The following is a 23,934-nucleotide window of genomic DNA, read 5'->3' on the forward strand; positions in this document are numbered from 1 at the left end:
GGGCCGTGCCGGGCCGGTGGCCCCGTCAGAGCCCGAGGTCGGTGAGCACCGGCCGGATCGCGTCCCGCACCGCGTGCCGCGCCGCCATCGGGTCGGACTCGGCCAGGGCCAGCCGCGCGAGGTCGACGCACTCGTCGAACGTGACCCGCTCGAGGACCGCCGCGACGTCGGCGAGCGCCCGCGGCGTCATCGACAGCGACCGCACGCCGAGGCCGACGAGCACGGGCGCGAGGGTGGCGTCCGCCGCCGCCTCGCCGCACACCCCGACGGGACGGTCGTGCTGGGCGGCACCGGCGCAGGTCGCGCGGATCAGATCCAGCACCGCGGGCTGCCACGGCGTGGACAGGGCGGCGAGCTCGCCGAGCATGCGGTCGGCCGCCATCGTGTACTGGATGAGGTCGTTGGTGCCGACCGAGCCGAAGGCTGCGTGCGCGAACACGTCGGCGGACCGCAGCGCCGCGGCGGGCACCTCGACCATCACCCCGGCGGTCCGCAGCCCGTGCGCCTCGCACGCGGCGACGAAGTCGGCGGCCTCGCCGGCGGTGGCGACCATCGGGGCCATCACCCACACCTCGGCGTTCTCGGCCTCGGCCGCCACGGCGATCGCCTGCAGCTGCCGGTCGAGCACCCCGGGCCGCGCGGCCGCCGTGCGCAGGCCGCGGACCCCGAGCGCCGGGTTCGGCTCGCCGTCGGCGGTGACGAAGGGCAGCGGCTTGTCGGCCCCCGCGTCGAGGGTGCGCACCACGACCTTGCGCCGCGGGAAGGCGGAGAGCACCTGGCGGTAGGCGGCCACCTGCTCGGAGACTCCCGGCTCGGTGCTGCGGCCGAGGAAGCAGAACTCCGTGCGGAACAGCCCGACGCCCTCGGCCGACGCCTCGAGCGCGGCCTGCGCCCCGGCCGGGTCGGCGACGTTGGCGAGCAGCTCGACCCGCGTGCCGTCGGCGGTGCGCCCGGTGCCGTCGAACACCCGCCGCTCCGCCTCGTGCTGCTGCGCGGCCGCGACGGTGTCGGGGTCGGGGTCGAGGACCACGACCCCCGCGGACCCGTCGAGCAGCACCGTGTCGCCGTCGGCGATCTCCTCGGCGCCGCGGACCGCCACGACGGCGGGGATCCCCAGCGCCCGGGCGAGGATCGCGGTGTGCGAGGTCGGCCCACCGCCGCTGGTGACCACGCCGAGGACGACCTCGGGGTCGAGCGTGGCGGTGTCGGCCGGGGCGAGGTCGTCCCCGACGAGCACGAACGGGTGGTCCAGGCGGGGGACGCCGGGCGGGCGGACGCCGATGAGCTCGGCGACGATGCGGTCGCGGACGTCCCCCACGTCGCGGGCGCGCTCGGCCAGCGGCGGGCCGAGCTTCTCGAACTGCTTGATCAGGCCGCGCGCGGCGTCCCAGATCGCGCGCTCCGGGGTGAGGTGGTCGTTCCGGATGCGGCGCTCGGCGTCCGCCACCAGGGCCGGGTCCGCCGCCATCGCCGCGGTGACGGCGAGCAGGTCGGCCGCGGTGCCGGTCGCCCGTCCCGCCCGGTCGGTGAGCTCGTCCCGCACGTCGCGGGCGGCGGCGGTGAGGTGCCCGACGGCGGCCTCGACGTCCTCGCCGCCGAGCCGCGTGGTGCGGGGCTCGGGCACCGGCGGGGGCATGGTCGCGGCCGGGCCGGCGGCCCGGCCGGGGCTGACCGGCGCTCCTGAGAGAGTGGTGCTCATCGCTTCCGTGGCCTCCGTCCGCCCCACCGGTCCCGCACCCGCGCGTCACCGAGCCGTCGTGTGTCTCGCACGCTGTCGGATGCGGCACCCTGTGTCAAGGACCCGGCACTGCGCCGCCCCCGAATCCCAGGAGGACCGATGACCCTGCTCGTCAGCTCGCCCGTCGCCGGGACCGTCGTCGAGGTCGGCGAGGTCCCGGACCCGGTCTTCTCCGCCGGGATGGTCGGCCCCGGCACCGCCGTCGAGCCCGCGGGGTCGCAGGTCCTGGCACCGGTCGACGGGCGGGTGGTCAAGCTGCACCCGCACGCCTTCGTGGTGCAGCCGCCGTCCGGTCCGGCGGTGCTGGTGCACCTGGGGATCGACACCGTCCAGCTCGGCGGGGCGGGGTTCACCGTCCACGTCGCCGAAGGCGACGCGGTGGTCACGGGTCAGCTCATGGTCGAGTGGGACCCGGCGGAGGTGCGTGACGGCGGACGTTCGGCGGTGTGCCCGGTGGTGCTGCTGGAGGCGTCCCCGGAGCAGGTGGAGCTGCGCGCCGCGCCCGGGGCGGCGGTCGAGCCCAGGGACCCCCTGCTCGCCGTGCCGTGAGCGGTCGGTGGCAGACTGTGGCGGACGACCCGTCCGAGGTCCGGCGGTGTCAGGGAGGACACGACTCGACGATGGCGACGCGCCCCGCCGGCCGGCACGGGACCGGTCAGAAGTACCGCGTGGTCCGCGCCTACCTGGCCGAGCTCGTGGACCAGCTCGCCGTGGGCGACGCGATCCCGTCCGAGCGCGCCCTGGGGGAACGCTTCGACGTCTCGCGCATGACGGTCCGGCAGGCGATCGACGCCCTCGTCGTCGACGGGCTGCTGGAGCGGGCGCAGGGCCGCGGCACGTTCGTGGCACCCCCGCCGGCCGACCTCGAGATGCGCCTGACGACCTTCGGCGAGGAGGTGCGGCGCCGCGGCATGACACCCGGCTCGCAGGTGCTCGAGGCCGCGACACGCCCCTGCCCGGCCGCGGTGGCGGACGTCCTGGCGCTGCGGCCCGGCGACGACGCGCACCGGGTGCTGCGGGTCCGCACCGCCGACGGTGAGCCCTGGGCGGTCGAGGACGCCTGGATCCCGGCCGCTCTCGCGCCCGACCTGCTCGACGACGGGGTGCCGGAGAGCCTCGACGCCGAGCTGCGGCGCCGCGGCCACGTCCCGACCGGGGGCGACGAGACGATCACGGCCGCCGACGCCACCGACACCGAGTGCCGGCTCCTGAGCATGACGGGGACGCACGCCGTGATGCGGATCGAGCGGCGCACGTACGCCGCGCAGACGCCGCTCATCCACTCGCGGTTCTCCTACCGGGGCGACCGCTACAGCGTGTTCGTCCCGCTCGGCGAGGCCCGCTCGCCCGTCCCCGTGTGGTCCTGACCCGTGCGGTCCTGGCCGGCCGCTCCGAGGAGGCGCACGCCCAGGGCACCGACGACGGCGCCGATCGGGTTCACGTACGTCAGCCCGGTCCCGTGGGGCCCCCCGGTCTCCGAGCCGGCGAACAGCAGCCCCAGGGCGGTGGCGTCGTGGCGGTACACGAGCGACCCGGAGTCCCCGCCCCGGGAGAACGGCCCGGTGCCGGTCGACTCCACCTCGATCTGGCCGTCGAACGCCAGGACGCCGAGCTCGGGCCCGTACCCGACCAGCACGTCGTCCATCTCCACGGCGCTGACCCGCCCGTGCGTGTGGCCGGTGGTCCGCCCGATCTTCTCGACCGTGTCGCCGGGCACCGCCTCCGCCGTCGTCGTCACGGGACCCACCGGGTAGGTCGGGTCCACCTCCGCGGAGTCCAGCAGGGCGACGGCGGCGTCGACCGCCGCGCGCTCCCCCGCGGCCAGCGGCACCACGGCCGCGACGGCGCCGACGCGGTCGACGGGGTCGCGACCGCCGTCCGCGGGCCCGGGCTGGAGCACCCCGTCGCCGGGGACGCCGTCGAGCACGTGCCGGTTCGACAGCGCGTAGAGGGCGCCCGGGCCGCCGGGCAGGTGCCCAACGGCCGTGCACGCCGGGTCGGCCACCACGAACGCGCCGAGCGTGCCGGCGGTGACGTCGACGTGCGCGAGCGACACCCCGGGGCGCAGCGGACGCACACGGCCCGTCTCCCCGACGGCGAGGGCGGTGGCGACCGGCGGCTGCGGGTCGAGACCGGGGTCGCGGGTGGACCCCCGCCGTCCGGGGCCGAGCCGGCGGATGCGGCCGGTGCGCCGCACGTCGGGCGACGGCCCCGCCTCGGCGGCGATCCGGCGGACGACGGCGCGGGCCGCCGGCAGGCCGAGCCGGTAGCGCACGGCGATCTCGAACTCGCCGGACCGTCCGGCGGGGGCCAGGCCGATCGCGAGCGTGGGGGCACGCACCGGGTCGGGGGCCGTCGTGGCCGCGGACTGCGGACCGACGGCGACCCCGTAGCGTTCCGCCAGGTCACGGGCGTAGCCGGTGAGCTGGGCCTTGATCTCGCGCGCCTGGGTCAGATCCATGCCGCGAGTCTCACCCACCCGTCGACGACGGGTCCGGCGGGCGCGCCGGGTGCAGGAACGGAAAAGTCCGAGAAAGTGTCGTGAATCACGTCATGGATCCCGTCCTGGACCCTCTCTTGGGTGTGATGAGGAATCCGACGGTCACCGACGTGCGCGCCGCTGTCCGCTGGGCTCTGAGCCACGACCTCGCCGCGCTGAGGGACTACCGCGAGGTCGCCCTGCTCGAGCCGAGCGCCCGGTGGCAGGCCGACGCGACCCTGGTCGCCCGCTGGCAGCAGGCCACGGGCAACGCCGTGACGGTCGCCTGGACGCGTGACCCGGTGCCGCTGCCCCGGGCCACGCGCTGAGCCAGGCGTCCTGACGGTCAGGCGCGCAGCAGAGCCGCCACCCGCGTGCGCCGCGCGCGTGCCGCGGCGGCGATCCCGAGCACGAGCCCGACGCCGGTCCACAGCACCAGGGCGGTCAGGGCCAGCCCCAGTCCGCCCACCGCGGGCAGCAGCACCGCGGCGAAGGCGTCCCGACCGGCACCGGTGGGCAGGAACTCGACCAGCGAGACCAGGGCGTCCGGCACGGTGGCCACGACGCCGGTGCCGATGAGCAGCACCGCCATCAGCAGGCTGATGCCGCGCCCGACGTGGCCGAGCCAGCCGAGGAAGCCGAGGTGCGCCGCGACGAAGCACACCGAGACCAGGACGCCGATGGCGATCGCGCCGACCCAGCCCAGGAGCGACGCCCCCTCGACCGCGGCGAGGATCCCGCCCACGAGAGCACCCGTGCCGGCGCCGATCGCGGCCGGGAGGGCGAGAGCCTCGAGGGTGAGCCGCACCGAGGACCGCGTCGAGCCGAGCGCGTGCGCCGCCACCGGCGGGTACACGGTCAGCAGCCCGAGGGCCCCGAGCCAGAGGGCCACGACGGCGAACAGCGGTCCCGTGGCACCGGTGGACAGGTCGTCGACCCCCGGTGCCGAGACCGGGTTCGCGACGACGCCCGAGAGGTTCTCCCGCTCGTCCTCGGAGTAGGTGGGGATCCCCGCGGCGGCCTCGTCCAGCCCGACGGCGAGCTCGTCGGCGCCGTCGGCGAACTGGTCGACGCCGTCCGCGAGCTGCCCCGAGCCGTCGGCCACGCCGTCGGCACCGGTCACGAGCTGCTGCGCACCGGAGTCCAGCTGACCCACACCCGAGGCGAAGCCGCTGACCCCGGTCGCCAGCTCCTGCGCACCGGAGTCCAGCTGACCCACACCCGAGGCGAACCCGGTCACCCCGGTCGCCAGCTCCTGGGCGCCCGCGTCGAGCTGCCCGACGCCGTCGGCGAGGTCGTCCACGCCGCCCGCGAGCTGCTGGGCCCCGGAGTCGAGCTGGTTCACCCCGGCGGCGAGCTCGGAGGCCCCGTCGGCCACGCCGTCGGCACCGGCGGCGACCTGTCGGTTGCCGTCGGCCAGGTCCCGCAGCCCGTCGCCGAGCTCGGCCGTCCCGTCGGCGATCCCGCGGGAACCGGTCGCGACACCCTCGGCCCCCGTGGCGAGCTGGTCGGTCCCCTCGGCGAGGTCGGTGAGCTGCCCGCGGGCACCGAGCAGCTGGTCGGCGAGCTCGTCGAACTCGCCCGTGACCCCGCTGTCCAGGCTGGCCAGGACGGTCCGGATCGTCTCGAGCTGCTGGCAGGCGTCGCTCTCCGGCGTCGTCGCGCAGCCCAGGGCCGCCTCGGCGTCGTCCAGGGCGGCGGCGATCTCGGCGGCGTTGGCCTCGTAGCCGGCGGAGATCTCGTCGAGCCCGGCCTGGATCTGGTCCTCGGTGGGCACCTGCTCGTCGATCTGGCCGGCCTGGTCGGCGAGCTGGCGCACGCCGGTGGCCACCTGGTCCGCGCCGTCGGCCACCTCGTAGCCCCCGGCGGCCAGGTCGTCGGCCCCGTCGGCGCTCTCCACGATGCCCCCGGTGATGCCGTCGACACCGTCGGCGACCTGCCCGGCGCCGGCGGCCAGCTCCTCGGCCCCCGTCGCCGCCGACCCGACGCCGGCCGCGTACTGGTCGGCGCCGGTCGCGAGCTCGTCCGCCCCGGAGGCGGCCTCGCCGACACCGGCGGCGTACTGCCGGGCGCCGTCGGCCAGCGCGTAGCCACCGTCCGCGGCCTGCCCGACGCCGGAGGCGAACTGGTCCGCGCCGTCGGCCAGCGCGTAGCCACCGTCCGCGGCCTGCCCGACGCCGGAGGCGAACTGGTCCGCGCCGTCGGCCAGCGCGTAGCCACCGTCCGCCGCCTCGCCCACACCGGAGGCGAACTGGCCGACTCCGTCGGCGTACTGCCGGGCGCCGTCGGCCAGGTCGTCGGCCCCGGAGGCGGTCTCGTCGACACCGTCGGCGAGCTGGTTCGCCCCGTCGGCGGCCTCCCCGATCCCGTCGGAGAGGTCGTTGAAGCCGATCAGCACGTTGTCCACGTACGTCTCGGTCAGGGAGGACCCCAGCACCGTCGTGGCCGTGGTGGCGACGATGCGGGCCAGCGCGTCGTCGACCACGCGGCCGCCGGCGGGCGTGGACACGTCGATCGTCGCCTGGCGCGCCTCGGTCGGGTCCTCGGACCCGAACGACGTCGCGGCGGCCGAGAAGTCCTCGGGGATCGTCACCACGGCGGCGAAGGTGCCGTCGTCGAGCCCCTCGGCCGCCTGCTCGGTGTCGGTGATGGTCCAGTCGTAGTTCACGTCCGAGTCCTCGGCACCGCCGACCAGCCCGGCGGCGAGCTGGCGGCCGAGCGGGACGGTCTGGCCGTCCATCTCGACGGGTTCGTCGTCGTTGACGATCGCGGCGGGGACCGTGTCGAGGCGGTCGACCGGGTTCCACAGGGACGCCAGCAGGATGCCCAGCACGAGCACGGGGAGGAGGGCGACCGCTGCGACCGCCCACGGGTTCTGCCTGACGCGGTTCATGCCCGCACCTCCTGGGTGGTGGAGTTCTGGTCGTGCTCGGGGTGCCCGGCGTGCTCGTCGTCGGCGCCGTGCTCCTCGGCCGGCGGCGGTGGCGGGGTCTCCCCGCCGTGCAACGTGCCGGGGGAGCCCCAGCCGGAGCCGACGTCGAGGACGGGCGTTCCGGTCGGCAGCAGGTCGGTCGCGGCGACCCCGGTGGACCCCACGAGCAGCGTCGTCCCGGTGCCGGCGGCGGCCGACAGCGCGTGGGCGAGCGCCTCGCGGTCGGCGCGGTCGGCGACGACGTCGGTCCGGTCGACGACGACGACGCGCGCGCCCTCGCGCACGGCCTGCGTCACGGTGCCGGCGGCCGGCACGTCGGGGGCGGCGGCGTCGACGACGGCGACGCGGGACCGGACAGCCGGGGCCCGTTCGGGCAGGACGTACCCGGCGGTCTTGACCACGCCGTCGTCCGGGTGGATGCGGCCGGCGACGGCCAGCAGCAGGGCGTTGACGGCCGCGGTGGCGTCACCGTGCACGGCGAGCGCTCCGCCCGCGGGGACCCGGACGCTCACCGGGCCGACGAGCGGCGCGTCGCCGGGGCGGGCGTGCGGCCCGGCGACGGTGACCTCGTGCGCGGCGACGGCGTCCTCGCGGCCGTCGGGCCGCGGCCCGGGCCAGTCGGCCAGGCGCAGCTCGCGGGCGATGCCCTCGCCCTCGACGTCGAACGTCGGCAGGGCGCGGTCGAGCCAGCGCGGGATCCACCAGGCCCGGTCGCCCAGGAGGGCGAGCACGGCGGGGACCAGGACCATCCGCACCACGAACGCGTCCACGGCGACGCCGACCGCCAGGCCGAGCGCGATCGGTTTGAGGGACATGTCGCCCTCGGGGACGAACGCGACGAAGACGCTGAACATGATGACGGCGGCCGCGGTGACCACCTTGGCGGCCCCCTGGAAGCCGGTGTGCACGGCACGGCGGGCGCGACGTCCGTTGTGGACGAAGTCCTCGCGGATCCGGGACACGAGGAACACCTCGTAGTCCATCGCCAGACCGAAGAGCACGCCCATGAGGATGATCGGCATGAAGCTGATGACGGGACCGAGCTTGGTCACGTGCAGCGCGTCGGCGAACAGCCCGTTCTCGAACACGAGGGTGACCGCGCCGAACGCCGCGCCGACGCTCAGCAGGTACCCGACGGTCGCCTTGACCGGGACCCAGATGGACCGGAACACCATCATGAGCAGCAGCAGCGACAGGCCGACGACGACGATGCCGAACGGCAGCAGCGCCTGGCCGAGCTTGTCGGACACGTCGATGCCGACGGCGGTGAACCCGGTGACGGACAGGTCGACGCCGTACTCGTCGATCCAGTAGTCGTGCATCGAACGGATCTCGTTGACGAGCGCCTTGGTCGCCTCGGAGTCCGGCGCCCCCTCGGGGACCACCTGGATGATGCCGGTGTCCGCGCTCTGGTTGGGCGTGGCCATCGGGACGTCGGCGACGCCGGGCAGCGCCTCGATCTCGGTGGCGAGGTCGTCCATGAGGCCGAGAGGGTCGGTCGACTCGATGATCGTGCCCGTGACGATCAGCGGCCCGTTGAACCCGTCCCCGAAGTTCTCCCCGACCAGCTCGTACGTCTGCCGGGCCTCGTTGCCCTCGGGCAGGTAGCCGGCGTCGGGCAGCGCCAGGCGCAGGTTGGTGGCCGGGAACGCGAGGGCCCCGAGCGCGACGACGACGAGCACGATGGTGACGATCGGCTTCTTCGTCACGGCCGAGACCCAGGCGGCGAAGAAGCGGTTCTCGTGGCCGGTCGCGTCGGCGACCGGGGCGACCGCCTTCCCGCGACGGGCCTTCCGGCGCGGCTTCGGGCGGAGCCGGTCGCCCGCGAGGGCGAGCAGCGCCGGGAGCAGGGTGAGGGAGACCAGGACGGCGAACCCGACGGCGACGGCCGCGGCGACACCCATGATCGACAGGAACGGGATCCCGGCGACGCTCAGGCCGACCAGCGCGATCATCACGGTCAGCCCCGCGAAGACGACGGCGGACCCGGCCGTGGCGGTCGAGCGCGCGACGGACTCGTGCACGTCGACGCCGTCGCGCAGCAGCTCCTGGTGGCGGGAGACGATGAACAGCGCGTAGTCGATCCCGACGGCGAGACCGAGCATCAGCCCGAGCATCGGGGTGGTGGAGTTGATCGGGCCGAGCACCGTGGTGGCCAGGAGCAGCAGCATCGACACGCCCACCCCGACCAGGGCGTTGACCAGCGGCAGCCCGGCGGCGACGAAGGAGCCGAGGGTGAGCACGAGCACCACCAGCGCGATCACCAGGCCGACGGCCTCGACGATGCTCAGCGCGGGCAGCTCGGTGGAGAACAGCTCCCCGCCCAGGGAGGCCTGCGCGCCGGCCGGGAGGGCGGCGGACAGCTCGTCGGTGGTCTCGTGCAGGGCGTCCTTGGTGGCGTCGCTGATCGAGAACGCGTCGCCGTCGAGCTGGACCTGCAGGATCGTGGCCTGCTCGTCGTCGCTGACCGAGGCGGAGAGCTGGTCGTCGTACGGCGTGGTGACGACCCGGACCTCGTCGAGCTCGCCGATCTCCTCGGCGGCGTCCTCGACCGGCCCGCGCACGTCGTCGGACTCGACGGTCTCGCCGTCCGGCGCCACGACGATGATCTGCGCCGAGGACCCGCTGACCTCGGGGAACGTGGCCGAGAGCTGGTCGAGCGCCTCCTGCGCCTCCGTGCCCGGGATGGTGATCGAGTTGTCGAAGCCCTGGTAGAGCAGGCCGCCGGCCGCCCCCGTGAGGACGAGGATCCCGAGCCAGGCGACGACGACGAGCCGACGCGCGCCGGCGGCCCAGCGGCCGAGCGAGTACAGGACGGAGGACACGCGGGACTCCCGAGGGCTGGGACGACAGGACGATCGATACGCCACTGTATCCGATGCACGAATGTATCGGATACACCGGTGCACTGGCTACAGTGGGCACCGCACCACGTTCCAGGGAGGGCCCACGTGACGACCGAGCACGCCACCAGCGTGCGCTCCGCGCGCCGCGAGCGCACCCGTGAGCGCCTGCTCGACGCGGCCTTCGCGCTCTTCTCCGAGCACGGCGTGGCCGCCACCCCGATCGAGGCGATCTGCGAGGCCGCCGGGTTCACCCGCGGCGCGTTCTACTCGAACTTCGGCTCGCGCGAGGAGCTGTTCCACGCCCTCGTGGAGCGCAAGGCCCGCGACCATCTGCGGTCGCTCGAGCAGCTCGGCCCCCAGCTCGCCGCCGCCCGCGCCGCGACCCCCGAAGGGTTCCGCGACGCCGTCCGGCAGGTCCTCGTCGCGTTCGAGCTCGACGAGGAGGAGCACCGGCTGTGGTGCCTGATGAATGCCGAGTTCGAGCTGATGGCCATGCGCGACCCCGAGGTCGCGCAGCAGTACGTCGGCGCCCAGAACCGCCTGCGCGGCGAGGTCGCCGCCGTGATCGACGGGCTGCTGGAGCAGTTCGACCTGCGGTTCATCGTGGACACGCCGACCGCCGTCGACCTGCTGATGTGCGTCGAGGACGCCGGCTCGCGGGCCGCGGTGCTCGGCGCCCCGGCCGACCAGCAGGCCATCGCCCGTCTGGAGCGGCTGGTCGACCTCCTCGTGACGCCCCGGTAGGCGCCACGAGGAGGTCGGGTCCTCAGCCGAGGGTCGTCGGCAGGACCGTGTCGCCCTCACCGGCCGGCACCTCGAGCACGTGCTCGGCCAGGAAGGCCAGCACGCCCTGGTACCAGACCTTCGCGTGCTGCGGGGTCAGGATCCAGTGGTTCTCGTCCGGGAAGTACAGGAAGCGGTGCACGGTCGAGCCGTCGTCCGCCGCGGGCAGCCCCGAGTCGGCGAGCAGCTCGCGCCACAGCCGCAGGCCCTCGCCGATCGGCACCCGGTAGTCCTTGTCGCCGTGGATCACCAGCACCGGCGTGGTGATGTCCCCGACGAACCGGTGCGGGCTGTGCGCGTCGCGCATCTCGGGGGTCATCTCGCGCGCCCAGTAGTAGGCGTGGTCCGTCGTCGGGCCGAACCCGTCCAGCGCCCACAGCGAGGCGTGGGTGACGACGGCGCGGAACCGGTCGGTGTGCCCGGCCACCCAGTTCGCCATGTACCCGCCGAACGAGCCGCCCATCGCGGCCGTCCGGGACGCGTCGACGTCGTCGCGGGCCTCGGCGGCGTCCTGGACCGCCATGAGGTCGGTGAACGGGGCGTCGCCCCACGCACCCCACCCGCGGGCGACGAACTCCTGGCCGTACCCCGTGGACAGGGCCGGGTCCGGCAGCAGCACCGCGTACCCGCGCGCCACCATCAGCCACGGGTTCCAGCGCCACGACCAGGCGTTCCACGAGCCGAGCGGGCCGCCGTGGATCCACAGCAGCAGCGGCGCCGGGTCCGACGACGACGCCCCGGCGGGCAGCGCCAGCCAGGCCCGGACGCGGGTCCCGTCGGCCGCCGTCGTGACCACCTCGGTCAGCGAGCCCGGGAGCTCCGGGGCGGGCACGGGGGACGGCAGGGCGACGGCGTCGACCGGCGCGCGCTCCCCCGGCTCCCCGGAGGCGACGAACGCCGCCAGGTCTACCCGCACCGGCTCCGACGGCGCGGCGTAGGAGGTGCGCAGCGCGTACAGCGCCGACCCGTCCGGCGCGACGCGGACGTCGGTGAGCACGGCGTCGTCCGCGGTCACCCGCTCGACGGTCACCGGCCCCTCGCCGGGCGCACCGTCGAACGTGAGCAGGAAGACCGGGCCGCGCCCGTCGTCGTCCGCGGTCACGACCAGCCCGCCCGCGTCCGGCAGCCAGGTCAGCGACGACGGCCAGCGGTCCCAGTCGTCGGCGAGCACCTCGGGCTCGCCGCTGCCGTCCAGCGCCACGAGGGCGGCCCGGACCACCGGCGGGTCGGTGGGCGTCGTGATCGTCGAGGTCACGTAGGCGACCCACCGACCGTCCGGGGAGACGGTCGGCGCGCCGATCTCGGCGTCGGGGTCGTCGACGAGGGTGCGCCGCTCGCCGGTGGCGGTGTCGATCGCGACGAGGATCGTGCGGCGCGCGGCACCCGGGTCGGCGACCGCCCAGCTCGTGACCAGCGTGCCGCCGTCCGGGCTCAGGGCCGCGTCGTGCTCCTCGAGCTGGCGGCCGGCCCCCGTGAGCTGACGCGGCTCGGCCCGCTCCCCCTCGGCCACGTCGCCGAGGGCGAACGCGTACCGGCGCGGCGCGTCCGGGCCCAGGTCGTGGTCCCAGTGGCGTACCGGGTAGCCGGTGTGCCAGATCGCGTTCACCTTCGTGTCACGGCGCGCCGTGCGGAGCTCGGCGTCCGCCTCGAGGTCGTCGGCCGAGGGCAGCACGGCCGTCGAGAGGGAGACGACGTCGGCGTCGCGGGCGGCGAGGACCCCGCCGACGCCGCCCGGCGTCGTCGCCACCACGCGCGCCTCGCCGCCGTCCGCAGGCAGCGCCCACAGGGCCGCCTTCTTCTCGTCGTCGGACCCCGTGCTCTCGGGGTCGGGGCGGGCGGAGGTGAAGAGCAGTTCGCCGCCGGCGGTGAAGACGGCCGCGGACTCGCCGGCCGCGCTGCGGGTCAGGCGTCGCGCCGGCCGGGCGCCGGTCGGGTCGATCTCCCACAGCGCCGAGACGGAGCCGGTGCGCTCCGGGTCGAGGGTCTGCACGGTCGTGACGAGCCGCCGCCCGTCCGCGCTGAGGGCGAGGCCGCCGAGGCGGCCGAGGGCCAGGTAGTCGTCGAGGTCGTCGAAGGGGGTGCGCGGGGTCTCCGCGGAGGTGTCCTGAGTCACCCTCCCGGGTCTACCACACGCCCCGGACGGCCGAGCCCGCACGACGCCGTCGACAGGGCTGCCGCTGGGCGCTCGCGACGCTCCGGGAACGCCGGGCCGAACCCCAGGTGAACAGTGGCCGAACACCTCGTCGGGGGGCAACGTGCGCCTTGAACGGCGCCCTCGGGCTCAGGCAGATTCTGGACGTGAGTCACGACAGCGCCCCGCCTCCCCTGCCCGCCAAGGTCGACCTCGTCGTCGTCGGTGCGGGCATCGTGGGGCTGGCGCACGCCGTCGAGGCCCACGCCCGGGGCCACTCGGTGCTCGTCCTGGACGGCGCCGCCCGGCCCGACGGGTCCACCGCCCGGCGCAGCGGGCACGTGGCCGTCACCACCCAGGACTCGACCGCGCTGGCCTGCGCCCTGGCCTCCCGGGAGCGCTGGCTGAAGCTCGGCCGCGACGCCGGCTTCGGGGTGCGCGAGAGCGGCGCGGTCGTCGTCGCCCAGCACGCCGACGAGCTCGCCGTGCTCGACGACCTCGTCGCCGCGCGGGCCGGCGACGCCGAGCTGCTCGACCACCGCAGCGTGGCCGACCGGACCCCGGTCGCGCACGCCGTCGGGGGCGTGTGGCTCCCCCTCGACCTGCGGCTGGACCCCTACGCCGCGCTGCTGGCGATCTGCGACTGGCTCTCCTCGCGCCCCCAGGTGGACGTCGCCTGGCGCACCGCCGCCCAGACCTTCGACGCCGGCAGCGGCTGCACCCTGGTGCGCACCTCGCGGGGCGAGGTCGTGGCCAAGCGGGTCGTGGTCGCCGCGGGGCAGGCGGTCGGCTCCCTCTTCTGGTCCGCGGGGGCCGACCTGACCCCCGTGCGCCGCCAGCTCCTGCGCGTCGCACCGCCCACGCCCGACGACGTCGCCGCGCAGGCCCGGCTCGCCTCCGGGCCCGTCGTGCTCGGCGGCACGACCGTGCTGCGCGACGCCGCCTACCTGCACTCGCGGGCCCTCGGCGAGGTGCGCGACCGGTGGCGCCGGCACCGGCCGGACCTGCTCGCCGCGGAGATCCACCTGTCGCTGCACTCCCAGGCCGACGGCTCCGTCGTCGTCGGTGACGGGCGGGCGCCCGCCGACGTGCCGGGCCGTTCCGAGGCGGTGGACGGGCTGCTGCTCGACGCGACCGCCGAGCTGCTCGGCACCGGTCCGCTCACGGTGCTCGGCCGCTGGACGGCGACCGAGCCGGTGCGTGCCCGCACCGCGCCGGTGGCCGACCCGTTCGTCGTCACCGAGCCGCTGCCCGGCGTGCGGACCGTCAACGTCACGGACGGGCTGGCCACGACGACGGCGCTGGGGCTGGCCCCGCGGGTGCTCGACGAGCTCTTCTGAACCGCGGCACCAGCGCGAGGGGACCCGTCGCCCGCGGGGCTCGTCAGCCGCAGGATCACGCACCGGTCACGGTTCGGGTGAAGTTCGGACGGCGTGTTGACAACGGTTTCTGCCAGGCGTTCTCTGAAAAGTGGGGATGACGGGCGCACCGACGCGCCTGGTCGCGGCCCCGGGCTCGCGATCCCCTCGCACCGCACCGAAGGCGATGAGGAGCATGCGTAGCGGACGACTCGTGTCAGCGACGGCGGGTGCCGCCGTCCTCGCCCTGGGCCTGGCGGCCTGCGGCGGATCCGGAGACACCGGCGACACCTCCGACGGGAGCACCGGCGGCGAGGACATGGCCGGTGGCGAGGTCGAGGTCTTCACCTGGTGGGCCGCCGGCTCGGAGAAGGCCGGGCTCGACGCCCTGGTGGGGGTGTTCGAGGAGCAGCACCCCGACTTCACCTTCGTCAACGGCGCCGTGGCGGGCGGCGCGGGCTCCGCGGCGAAGGACCTGCTGCAGTCGCGGCTGCAGGCGGGCGACCCGCCGGACACGTTCCAGGCGCACGCCGGAGCGGAGCTGCAGGACTACATCGACGCCGCGCAGATCGAGGACGTCTCGGCCCTGTACGACGAGTTCGGCCTGACCGACGCGTTCCCGCCCGACCTCGTCGACCGGCTGACCACCGAGGACGGGGCGATCTACTCGGTCCCGTCGAACATCCACCGCGCGAACGTGGTGTGGGCCAACCCCACCGTGCTCGAGGACGCGGGACTGGACCCCGCCGCCGAGTACGCCGACCTCGACGCCTGGTACGAGGCGCTCGACGCCGTGCAGGAGTCCGGCGCGACCGCGCTGTCGATCGCGACGACGTGGACGCAGGTCCACCTGCTGGAGACGGTGCTGCTGTCCACGCTCGGTCCCGAGGCCTACACCGGGCTGTGGGACGGGTCGACCGACTGGGAGGGCCCCGAGGTGACGGCGGCGCTCGAGCACTTCGAGAGGCTGATGAGCTACACCAACGGCGACCGGGACGGCCTCGACTGGCCCGACGCGACCCAGCAGGTCATCGACGGCGACGCCGGCTTCAACGTGATGGGCGACTGGGCCGAGGCGGCGTTCCAGGAGGCGGGCTCGATGGCGCCCGACGACTACGTCTACTTCCCGGTCCCGGGGACCGACGGGGAGTTCGACTTCCTGGCGGACTCGTTCACCATGCCGGTCGGTGCCCCGAACCCCGACGGGACGCGCGCCTGGCTCGACACCGCCGGGTCGACCGAGGGCCAGGAGGCGTTCAACAAGGCCAAGGGGTCCATCCCGGCCCGCACGGACGCCGACACCTCGGACTTCTCCGAGTACCAGCAGACCGCCGTCGAGGCGTTCGCCAGCGACACCATCGTGTCCTCGCTCGCGCACGGCGCCGCGACACCGGTCGCCACGCTCAACGCGATCTCGGACGCCACGAGCAAGTTCACCACCGGCGCCTCGGACCTGGCCACGTTCCAGTCCGAGCTGGCCGCGGCGACCATGTGACGCCGTCGGACGGTGGCCGGCCCGCAGGCCGGCCGGCCACCGTCCGCCCCCGGGAGGACGCATGAGACACCGTCTGCGGCGGTTCGGAGCACCGCTCCTGCTGCTCGCCCCGTCGCTGATCCTGCTGGCCGTGTTCGTCTACGGCCTCATCGCCGCGAACTTCCGGACCTCGATCACGGACAACCACACCGCGGCCCAGGCCACCGGGCAGCAGCCCGTGACGACGGTCTGGTTCGAGAACTACGTCGCCCTGCTGGGCAGCGACGACTTCCAGCACTCGCTGACGAACCTCGTGCTGTTCACGGTCGCGTTCCTCGTCGGGACCATGGTGATGGGGTTCGGCTGGGCCTGGATGCTCGACAAGCCGGACCGCGGCGAGGGGTTCTTCCGCTCGATCTACCTGTTCCCCATGGCGGTGTCGTTCGTGGCCTCCGGCGTCGTGTGGCGGTGGCTGCTGAATTCCAACCAGGGCGAGGGCGCCAGCGGCCTCAACCGCCTGTTCCAGATGGTCGGGCTGGACTTCCTGCAGAACAACTGGTGGAACAACATCACGTTCGGCATCCTGGCGATCGCCCTGCCGGCGATCTGGCAGCTCTCGGGATACGTGATGGCGCTGTTCCTCGCCGGCTTCCGCGGCATCCCCGACGAGCTGCGGGAGGCCGCCCGCGTGGACGGGGCCCGCGAGTGGCAGCTCTACCGGCTGGTGCTCTTCCCGCAGCTGTCGCCCATCGCCCTGTCCGCGCTGATCATCATCGGTCACATGTCGCTGAAGTCGTTCGACCTCATCATGTCGATCTCGAAGCCGGCGAACTACCAGACCAAGGTGCCGGCGGTCGACATGTACGTGTTCAAGTCGAGCTTCAACTACGCCGACGCAGCCGCCGTCGGGACGATCCTGCTGGTCATCGTCGCGCTGGTCGTCGTGCCCTACCTCGTCCGGACCCACAAGGCGGAGAAGCGATGAGCACCCACGTCTCCACGCCACCGGGCGTCACGGGCGAACCCGTCGAGCTCCGGGACGACACCGCGCGCCCCCGGTTCACGGTCGGCCGCACCGCCAAGTACGCGGCGATGATCGTGTTCGTCCTCATCGTGCTGATCCCCGTCTACGTGCTGTTCGTGACGAGCTTCAAGGGGGCCGGTGACGCCTCCCCGGCGCGCGCCTGGAACCTGCCCACCGACTGGACCCTCGACAACTGGGTCGGCGCCTGGAACGCCCTGTCCCCCGCCATCGGACGCACCTTCCAGATGGTCGTCCCGGCCGCGCTCATCTCGGCGATGCTCGGGTCGATGAACGGGTTCGTGCTGTCGCGCTGGTCGTTCCGCGGCGCCGACGTCGTCTTCACGCTGATCCTGTTCGGCATGTTCATCCCGTACCAGGCGGTGATGATCCCGCTGCTGGAGCTGATGCTCGGGGCAGGGGTCCCCAGCGGCGTCCCGTCGCTGATCATCCTGCACGTCGTCTACGGCATCCCGATCACCACTCTGATCTTCCGCAACTACTACCAGACCGTCCCGCACGAGCTGGTCGAGGCCGGACGGGTCGACGGCGCGGGGATGCTGCGCACCTACTGGTCGATCATCCTGCCGATCTCGGTGCCGAGCTTCGTCGTCGTGCTCATCTGGCAGTTCACCAACGCGTGGAACGACTTCCTGTTCGCGGTGTTCTTCTCCTCGAGCCAGAACGGCCCGGTCACCCTGGCGCTGAACAACCTGGCCAACGGCGCGCTGCTGCAGGACTACGGCGTCTCGATGGCGGGCGCCCTGCTCGCCTCCCTGCCACCGCTGCTGGTGTACATCCTGCTCGGCAAGTACTTCGTCGGGGGGCTGATGTCGGGGTCGGTCAAGGGCTGACCGACCCCGCCGGGACAGGCGGGCTCAGTCCCGCCCGTCGCGCTCGGCCATGTCGGCCAGCATCCGGTTGTAGGCCCGCAGCTCGGCGTCGTCGTCCCGCTCCGCCCGGCGGTCGCTGCGTCGGGCCTCGCGCTCGTCGGACCGGGCCCACTGCACGCCCACGACGACGGCGAGCACCAGCGTGGGCAGCTCCCCGATCCCCCAGGCGATGGCGCCGCCGAGCTGCTGGTCGTCGATCGCGGGCAGCCCCCACGGCCGTCCCATGTTCCCGAACCAGTCGGCCACGAGCAGCGACGTGCCGGTGGTGAGCACGACCCCGAAGAACGCGTGGAACACCATGGTGGCGAACAGCAGGAGCAGCCGCTGCGGGTACGGCGGGCGCTGCGGACCGGGGTCGATGCCGACGAGCGCGTTGGCGAACAGGTATCCGGCGAGCGTGAAGTGGATGATCATCCACACGTGGCCGGCGTGGTTCGACAGCGCCCAGCCGAACACCGGCGTGAAGTAGAAGGCGATCATGCCGCCGGCGAAGATCACCGCCGCCACGACCGGTTTCGCCACGAAGCTGCCGACACGGGAGTGCACGATCGCGAGCACCCACTCGCGCGGCCCGCGCGAGCCGTCCTTGCGCGCCGGGACCGCCCGCAGGAGGAGCGTGACCGGGGCCGCGAGGACCAGCAGCAGCGGGATCACCATCGCCAGCACCATGTGCTGGGTCATGTGCCCGGAGAAGATCACGTGCCCGTACACCGACGGGCCGCCGTTCGTCACCCAGACCATGATCGCCATGCCGGCGCACCACGAGATCGTCCGCCCCACCGGCCAGCGGTCGCCGCGGCGCCGCAGCCGCAGCGCCCAGGTGACGTAGACCAGCGCCCCGGCGGCGCAGGCGACGGCGAACAGGGGGTCGACGCTCCACTGCGTGAAGTAGTTGCCCAGGGTGTTCTCGGGCGGCAGGGCGTAGCCGGTGAGCTGGAAGGCCGGGGAGGCGTCGACGAGCTCCTCGTCCGGCACCGGCGGCGCCGTCGACCCGAGCGCCACCGCCACGCCGGAGACCGCCCCGATGGTGACGAGCTCGGCGGCGAGGAGCTGCCAGTACAGCCGCCGCACCCGCCCGGGATCGGTGGCGAGCCGACCCACGATCCAGCGCCGGTGGGCCCAGCCGAACGCACCGAGCGCGAGCAGCAGCAGGGCCTTGGCCTGCAGCAGGACGCCCCAGCGGGTGACGAGGTCGTCCAGGTGCTGCATGCGGATCACCGCACTCATCAGGCCCGACAGGGCCACCAGGACGAAGCACCAGGCCGCGACCGGGGAGAAGCGGGCGACGGCGGACGCGGCGAGCCGGTCGTCGTCGCCGCGGCGGCCGGTGCGGGTGAGCACGACCACGAGCAGGGCGGCGAGTCCCCCGACCCACAGCGCCGCTCCGACCAGGTGCAGCAGCATCGCCCCGACGGCCAGGTCGTGGTTCACGGCCCCGGCGGCGTGCCCGGTGGTGGACTGCAGGGCGAGCGCCGCCCCGGGCAGCACGGCCGTCCACAGGGCACCGACGGGACCCCGCACGCCCAGCGCGAGGGCCGACGTGACCGCAGCCAGCAGGATCGTCCACAGCCCGATCTGCCCCAGCTCGACGTCGAGCACGAACTGCCACAGGCCCTGCCCGAAGGTCTCCGCGGCCAGGGAGATCGTCGAGACGTAGGAGTAGCGGAGGACGAGCTGGACGACGGCGGCGACCGCCCACAGGCTCGACGCCCAGCCGGCCACGAGCAGGACGCGGTCGGTGTGCCGTCCGCGCGGCAGCAGGAACGCGACCGCGAACAGGCCGCCCACGGTCACGGCGAGCGCGAGCTCGGACAGCACCGTCGCGGCCGGCAGCCCCCAGCGCACCGCCGGCCCCGGGTCGCTGAAGGTCCCCAGCGGGTCGAAGGCGCCCGAGTAGGAGCCGGCGGCCAGCAGGGCGAGCAGGGCGACGACGACGGCGCCCGGCCCGGCGGCGATCAGCCACCAGGGGCGCGCCGACGTGGGTGCCGGGGCGGGGCGGGTCGTCGGGGCGGTGGGCGCGGTCACAGCATCCAGGGTAGGCGGCGTGCGGGGACGTCCCGGACCGCCGTCGCTGTGACCCTCGCCGCCTCCGCGCGAGATCGACCCACCGCGGCCGAGATCGACTGACGGTGCATCGATCTCGGTCCGGGTGGGTCGATCTCGCGGCCACGGGGAGGACGCGGCCACGGGAAGCGCGCGGGCACGGGGGGCGCCGGTCAGCCCCAGACGAGCCCCTGCGCAGGGTCCTCCAGCACCTTCGCCACGTCGGACAGGAAGCGCGAGCCCAGACCGCCGTCGACGAGCCGGTGGTCGAAGCTCAGGGCGAGCTGGGTGACCCAGCGGGGCTTGATCTTGCCCTTGTGCACCCACGGCTGCTGGCGGATCGCCCCGAACGCGAGGATGCCCGACTCCCCCGGGTTGAGGATCGGGGTGCCGGTGTCGATGCCGAACACACCCACGTTGGTGATGGTGAACGTGCCGCCCGACATGTCCGCCGGGGTCGTGCGTCCGGCCCGCGCGGTCGCCGTCAGCTCACCGAGCGCCTGGGCGAGCCCGAGCAGCTCGAGGCGGTGGGCGTCCTTGACGTTGGGCACCACGAGGCCCCGGGGGGTCGCCGCGGCGATCCCGAGGTTCACGTAGTGCTGGTAGACGATCTCCTGCGCCTCGTCGTCCCAGCTCGCGTTGATCTCCGGGTGCCGCTGGATGGCCAGCAGCGCCGCCTTGGCCGCGATGAGCAGGGGCGTCACCCGCACGTCGGCGAAGTCGCGGTCGCTCTTGAGCCGCTCGACGAGCTTCATCGTCTTCGTCACGTCGACGGTGTGGAAGACCGTCACGTGCGGGGCGGTGAACGCGCTGGCCACCATCGCCTCCGCGGTCCGCCGGCGCACGGACTTGACCGGGACGCGGGTGGTGCGGCCGTCGTCGGAGACGCCGCCCGAGGCCATCCAGGGCTGGTCGTCGCCGGGGTAGGTCGCCAGAGCCCGCGGTTCGGCCGCCGCCGCGTGGGCGGTGACGTCCTCACGGGTGACGATCCCGCCGGGGCCGGTGGGGTGCACCGAGGCCAGGTCGACCCCCAGGTCGCGGGCCAGCTTGCGCACCGGCGGCTTGGCCAGCACCCGCACCCGGGTCGACGACGGCGCGTCGGCCGGGGACGAGGCCGCCGGCACGCTGACCATCGCACGGTCGATCGAGGGGCCGGACGGCGCGGGGGGCTCCGGCGCCGGGGCCACCATGGCCGGGGCCGGCGCCGCCTCGGCAGTCGGAGCCTTCGGGGCCGGCGGGGCCGGAGGAGCCGGGGCCGGCGTCGCGGCAAGCTCGGCCGTCGGCGCAGCGGCCCCGCCGCGCCGACGCCGGCGCCGACCGCCCGCCCCGGCGTCGGCGGTGCCGTACCCGACGAGCACAGACCCGGAGGACTCCCCGTTGGACGGGCTCTGCGGCGCGGCGGTCTCCTCGACGGGCGCGGCCGGTGCCGCCGGCTCGGCGGCCGGTGCCGCGCCGTCGCCGATCTCGAGGATCGGCGCGCCCACGTCGACCGTGGTGCCCTCCTCGGCCAGCAGCGCGGTCACGGTGCCGGCCCACGGGCTGGGCAGCTCCACGAGGGACTTGGCGGTCTCGATCTCGACGACGACCTGGTTGACCTCGACGGTGTCGCCGACGGCGACCTTCCACTCGACGATCTCGGCCTCGGTCAGCCCCTCGCCGACGTCCGGCAGGGGGAAACGCTGGGTGCTCATCTCGTTCCTCCGGTCAGCAGGCGGGTCAGTGGGCCAGGGTGCGGTCGACGGCGTCCAGGACGCGGTCGACGCTCGGCAGGTACTCGTGCTCGAGCTTCGCCACCGGGTAGGGCGCGTGGTACCCGCCGACCCGCAGCACGGGCGCCTCGAGGGAGTAGAAGCACTCCTCGGTCAGGCGTGCGGCGAGCTCCGCCCCCGAGCCGAAGAACGACGGCGCCTCGTGCACGACGACGCAGCGCCCGGTGCGGCGCACCGACTCCGCGACGGTGGGCACGTCCAGCGGGGACACCGACCGCAGGTCCACGACCTCGGCGCTGGTGCCCTCGGTGGCGAGCGCCTCGGCCGCGGACAGCGCCGTGGCGACCGTCGGGCCGTAGGCGACCAGGGTGACGTCGGTCCCGGACCGGGCGACCCGGGCCGTCCCGAGCGGGTCCGGGCCGGCGGCGTCGTCCAGGGACGGCACCGGGCTGTCCAGGTCGACGTCGCCCTTGGACCAGTAGCGGCCCTTGGGCTCGAGGAAGATCACCGGGTCCGGGGAGGCGACGGCGGCGCGCATCATGTCGTAGGCGTCCTGCGGCGTGGCCGGGGAGACGACCCGCAGGCCGGCCGTGTGCGCGAACAGCGCCTCCGGCGACTCCGAGTGGTGCTCGACGGCACCGATCCCACCGCCGTAGGGGATCCGGATGACGACGGGCACCTGGATGCGGCCCCGCGAGCGGTTGTGGATCTTGGCGAGCTGGGTGGTGATCTGGTCGTAGGCGGGGAAGACGAACCCGTCGAACTGGATCTCGCACACGGGCCGGTAGCCACGCATCGCCAGCCCGATGGCGGTGCCGACGATGCCGGACTCCGCCAGCGGGGTGTCGACGACCCGGTGCTCGCCGAAGTCCTTCTGGAGCCCGTCGGTGACGCGGAAGACGCCGCCGAGCCGGCCGATGTCCTCGCCCATGAGCATCACCGACGGGTCGGCCTCGAGGGCAGCCCGCAGGCCGGCGGTGACCGCCTTGGCCAGCGGCATGGTCTGGGTGCTCATCGGGCCACCTCCGCGGTCGCGGCGTCCTGCGCCGTCTGCTCGGCCGTCTCGGCCTCGTACTGCTCGAACCACGCGCGCTCGGCGGCGACCTGCGCGTGCGGCGTGGCGTAGACGTGGTCGAACATCGACGTCTTCTCCGGGGCGTCCAGGGCGCGGACGCCCGCCCGCAGGGTCTCCCCGAGGGCGTCGGCCTCGGCGGCGACATCCCCGGCCCAGTCGTCGTCCCAGTGGCCCTCGGCGCGCAGCAGGGCCGCGAGCCGGTCGATGGGGTCGCGCTGGCGCCAGTGCTCCTCCTCGGCGCGCTCGCGGTACCGGGTGGGGTCGTCGGAGGTGGTGTGGGCGCCCATCCGGTAGGTGTACGCCTCGACGAACGTAGGTCCGTGACCGGCGTGGGCCCGTTCCAGCGCCTCGGCCATCACGGCGTAGCAGGCGAGCACGTCGTTGCCGTCCACGCGCACGCTCGGCACGCCGAAGCCCTCGCCGCGGCGGTAGAGCGGGACGCTGGACTGGCGGGTGGTCGGCTCGGAGATGGCCCACTGGTTGTTCTGGCACCAGAACACGACGGGGGCGTCGTTGACGGCGGCGAAGACGAGCGCCTCGCTGACGTCGCCCTGGCTCGTCGCGCCGTCGCCGAAGCAGGCGACGACGGCGGTGTCCCGCTCCGGGTCGCCGGTCCCGACGGCGCCGTCGCGCTGGACGCCCATGGCGTACCCGGTGGCGTGCAGCACGTGGGAGCCGATGACGAGCGTGTACAGCGCGACGTTGTGCTCCGCGGGGTCCCAGCCGCCGTGGTCCTGACCGCGGTACAGCCGCAGCCGGTCGACCGGGTCGACGCCGCGGACGTGCAGGATGCCGTGCTCGCGGTAGGAGGGGAACACCATGTCCGGGGCGGCCAGCGCGTGGGCGGGGCCCACCTGCGCGGCCTCCTGGCCGGTCGCCTGGGCGTACAGGGCGAGCTCGCCCTGTCGCTGCAGCGCGGTGGCCTCGTCGTCGAACCGGCGCGTCAGGACCATGTCGCGGTACATCGCGCGCAGGTCGTCACCGGTCAGGTGGGCGACCCGTGCCGCGTAACCGGGATGGTCACCGTCGTTGTCGGGTTCGTGGACGCGCTCCCCGGTGGGGGCGACGAGCTGGACGAGCGGGGTGACGTCGGCGGACCCGACGTCGGACCCGTCGATGACCTGGTGCGGCACACGGTCTCCTTCGCTGGCGGCCCCGGGCGGGGCTGGGCTGCTCCGGCTGCGCGCGAGGCCCGGAGTCCTCCGCCGCGACTGCGGCGACCCCGAACCTACGCCTTCGTAGCCTACGCCAGCGTAGGTTGCCGGACCGGGGGATCGCCCCCCGGCAAGCCGTCCAAGGCTCGCCGTCCCGCTTTGGAGGATTCCTCCAACAGGCCGCGAGGGAGTGCGCGGCGAACGGCATGGTCGCGGACCACTTTCCCGCGACCTTCCGTGGATCATCTACCGTGGAGAGCATGTGACCGACGCCTCGCGACACGAAGAGAGACGTACC

17 protein-coding genes are annotated in these 23,934 nt (G+C 74.4%); 8 read left to right on the top strand and 9 right to left on the bottom strand.

Features of this window, described 5'->3' with window-relative positions; translation table 11 throughout:
- Window positions 1–25 precede the first annotated feature (25 nt).
- Window positions 26–1,699 carry a phosphoenolpyruvate--protein phosphotransferase gene (gene ptsP, locus V5O49_RS14330; protein ID WP_332902791.1) on the bottom strand — a complete coding sequence of 558 codons (1,674 nt, stop codon included), beginning with the start codon at window positions 1,697–1,699 and terminating at the stop codon, window positions 26–28.
- 138 nt (window positions 1,700–1,837) lie between these two features.
- Here ptsP and V5O49_RS14335 point away from each other — a divergent pair, with 138 nt between their 5' ends.
- Together V5O49_RS14335 and V5O49_RS14340 are read left to right on the top strand one after the other, a co-directional pair.
- Window positions 1,838–2,287: a PTS sugar transporter subunit IIA gene (locus V5O49_RS14335; protein WP_332902792.1), complete on the top strand. Its 450-nt coding sequence runs from the start codon at window positions 1,838–1,840 to the stop codon at window positions 2,285–2,287.
- Window positions 2,288–2,358: 71 nt separating this feature from the next.
- Window positions 2,359–3,105 (top strand): GntR family transcriptional regulator, encoded by a 747-nt coding sequence (locus V5O49_RS14340; RefSeq protein ID WP_332902793.1) that lies wholly within the window; start codon window positions 2,359–2,361, stop codon window positions 3,103–3,105.
- Here V5O49_RS14340 and V5O49_RS14345 read toward each other — a convergent pair.
- Window positions 3,048–4,199: a chymotrypsin family serine protease gene (locus tag V5O49_RS14345; RefSeq protein WP_332902794.1), complete on the bottom strand. Its 1,152-nt coding sequence runs from the start codon at window positions 4,197–4,199 to the stop codon at window positions 3,048–3,050. The genes V5O49_RS14340 and V5O49_RS14345 overlap by 58 nt on opposite strands.
- Before the next feature lie 125 nt (window positions 4,200–4,324).
- On the opposite strand from V5O49_RS14345, the gene V5O49_RS14350 reads away from it, so the two are divergent.
- Window positions 4,325–4,546, top strand: coding sequence for a hypothetical protein (locus tag V5O49_RS14350; RefSeq protein ID WP_332902795.1), 222 nt, complete (start codon window positions 4,325–4,327; stop codon window positions 4,544–4,546).
- A gap of 17 nt (window positions 4,547–4,563) precedes the next feature.
- Here V5O49_RS14350 and V5O49_RS14355 read toward each other — a convergent pair whose 3' ends face one another.
- A complete protein-coding gene (locus V5O49_RS14355; protein WP_332902796.1) occupies window positions 4,564–7,110 on the bottom strand; it encodes a YhgE/Pip domain-containing protein in 2,547 nt (848 codons plus the stop codon).
- Entirely contained in the window at window positions 7,107–9,974 is a 2,868-nt protein-coding gene (locus tag V5O49_RS14360) for an efflux RND transporter permease subunit (protein ID WP_332902797.1), read from the bottom strand. Before V5O49_RS14360 ends, V5O49_RS14355 begins: the two co-directional genes overlap by 4 nt.
- Before the next feature lie 126 nt (window positions 9,975–10,100).
- Between V5O49_RS14360 and V5O49_RS14365 the strand changes: the two genes are divergently transcribed.
- Window positions 10,101–10,739 carry a TetR/AcrR family transcriptional regulator gene (locus tag V5O49_RS14365; protein ID WP_278236193.1) on the top strand — a complete coding sequence of 213 codons (639 nt, stop codon included), beginning with the start codon at window positions 10,101–10,103 and terminating at the stop codon, window positions 10,737–10,739.
- Between the two features lie 22 nt (window positions 10,740–10,761).
- Here the strand turns inward: V5O49_RS14365 and V5O49_RS14370 are convergent, their stop codons facing one another.
- A complete protein-coding gene (locus V5O49_RS14370; RefSeq protein WP_332902798.1) occupies window positions 10,762–12,891 on the bottom strand; it encodes a S9 family peptidase in 2,130 nt (709 codons plus the stop codon).
- A 185-nt stretch (window positions 12,892–13,076) separates the two neighbouring features.
- On the opposite strand from V5O49_RS14370, the gene V5O49_RS14375 reads away from it, so the two are divergent.
- The 4 genes from V5O49_RS14375 (at window position 13,077) to V5O49_RS14390 (ending at window position 17,616) form a co-directional block, all read left to right on the top strand.
- Window positions 13,077–14,249, top strand: coding sequence for an FAD-dependent oxidoreductase (locus V5O49_RS14375; protein ID WP_278236191.1), 1,173 nt, complete (start codon window positions 13,077–13,079; stop codon window positions 14,247–14,249).
- Window positions 14,250–14,463: 214 nt separating this feature from the next.
- Entirely contained in the window at window positions 14,464–15,762 is a 1,299-nt protein-coding gene (locus tag V5O49_RS14380; RefSeq protein ID WP_405001185.1) for an ABC transporter substrate-binding protein, read from the top strand.
- A gap of 61 nt (window positions 15,763–15,823) precedes the next feature.
- Window positions 15,824–16,726: a carbohydrate ABC transporter permease gene (locus tag V5O49_RS14385; RefSeq protein ID WP_278236189.1), complete on the top strand. Its 903-nt coding sequence runs from the start codon at window positions 15,824–15,826 to the stop codon at window positions 16,724–16,726.
- A complete protein-coding gene (locus V5O49_RS14390; protein ID WP_405001186.1) occupies window positions 16,723–17,616 on the top strand; it encodes a carbohydrate ABC transporter permease in 894 nt (297 codons plus the stop codon). Before V5O49_RS14385 ends, V5O49_RS14390 begins: the two co-directional genes overlap by 4 nt.
- 24 nt (window positions 17,617–17,640) lie before the next feature.
- On the opposite strand, the gene V5O49_RS14395 is transcribed toward V5O49_RS14390, so the two are convergent.
- From V5O49_RS14395 to pdhA, 4 genes are all read right to left on the bottom strand, one after another.
- Window positions 17,641–19,680 carry a bifunctional copper resistance protein CopD/cytochrome c oxidase assembly protein gene (locus tag V5O49_RS14395; protein WP_332902800.1) on the bottom strand — a complete coding sequence of 680 codons (2,040 nt, stop codon included), beginning with the start codon at window positions 19,678–19,680 and terminating at the stop codon, window positions 17,641–17,643.
- Between the two features lie 191 nt (window positions 19,681–19,871).
- On the bottom strand, window positions 19,872–21,389 hold the full coding sequence (locus V5O49_RS14400; RefSeq protein ID WP_332902801.1) for a dihydrolipoamide acetyltransferase family protein: 1,518 nt from the start codon (window positions 21,387–21,389) through the stop codon (window positions 19,872–19,874).
- A gap of 25 nt (window positions 21,390–21,414) precedes the next feature.
- On the bottom strand, window positions 21,415–22,422 hold the full coding sequence (locus V5O49_RS14405; RefSeq protein ID WP_332902802.1) for an alpha-ketoacid dehydrogenase subunit beta: 1,008 nt from the start codon (window positions 22,420–22,422) through the stop codon (window positions 21,415–21,417).
- Window positions 22,419–23,615: a pyruvate dehydrogenase (acetyl-transferring) E1 component subunit alpha gene (pdhA, locus tag V5O49_RS14410; protein WP_332902803.1), complete on the bottom strand. Its 1,197-nt coding sequence runs from the start codon at window positions 23,613–23,615 to the stop codon at window positions 22,419–22,421. Before pdhA ends, V5O49_RS14405 begins: the two co-directional genes overlap by 4 nt.
- Between the last annotated feature and the right edge of the window lie 319 nt (window positions 23,616–23,934).

It is taken from the genome of Isoptericola haloaureus, assembly GCF_036689775.1.
Lineage (GTDB): Bacteria > Actinomycetota > Actinomycetes > Actinomycetales > Cellulomonadaceae > Isoptericola > Isoptericola haloaureus.

Coding starts and splice junctions, on each gene's coding strand:
- ptsP (WP_332902791.1), bottom strand. CDS start 1,699: ATGAGCACCACTCTCTCAGGAGCGCCGGTCAGCCCCGGCCGGGCCGCC.
- V5O49_RS14335 (WP_332902792.1), top strand. CDS start 1,838: ATGACCCTGCTCGTCAGCTCGCCCGTCGCCGGGACCGTCGTCGAGGTC.
- V5O49_RS14340 (WP_332902793.1), top strand. CDS start 2,359: ATGGCGACGCGCCCCGCCGGCCGGCACGGGACCGGTCAGAAGTACCGC.
- V5O49_RS14345 (WP_332902794.1), bottom strand. CDS start 4,199: ATGGATCTGACCCAGGCGCGCGAGATCAAGGCCCAGCTCACCGGCTAC.
- V5O49_RS14350 (WP_332902795.1), top strand. CDS start 4,325: ATGAGGAATCCGACGGTCACCGACGTGCGCGCCGCTGTCCGCTGGGCT.
- V5O49_RS14355 (WP_332902796.1), bottom strand. CDS start 7,110: ATGAACCGCGTCAGGCAGAACCCGTGGGCGGTCGCAGCGGTCGCCCTC.
- V5O49_RS14380 (WP_405001185.1), top strand. CDS start 14,464: ATGCGTAGCGGACGACTCGTGTCAGCGACGGCGGGTGCCGCCGTCCTC.
- V5O49_RS14385 (WP_278236189.1), top strand. CDS start 15,824: ATGAGACACCGTCTGCGGCGGTTCGGAGCACCGCTCCTGCTGCTCGCC.
- V5O49_RS14390 (WP_405001186.1), top strand. CDS start 16,723: ATGAGCACCCACGTCTCCACGCCACCGGGCGTCACGGGCGAACCCGTC.
- V5O49_RS14400 (WP_332902801.1), bottom strand. CDS start 21,389: ATGAGCACCCAGCGTTTCCCCCTGCCGGACGTCGGCGAGGGGCTGACC.
- V5O49_RS14405 (WP_332902802.1), bottom strand. CDS start 22,422: ATGAGCACCCAGACCATGCCGCTGGCCAAGGCGGTCACCGCCGGCCTG.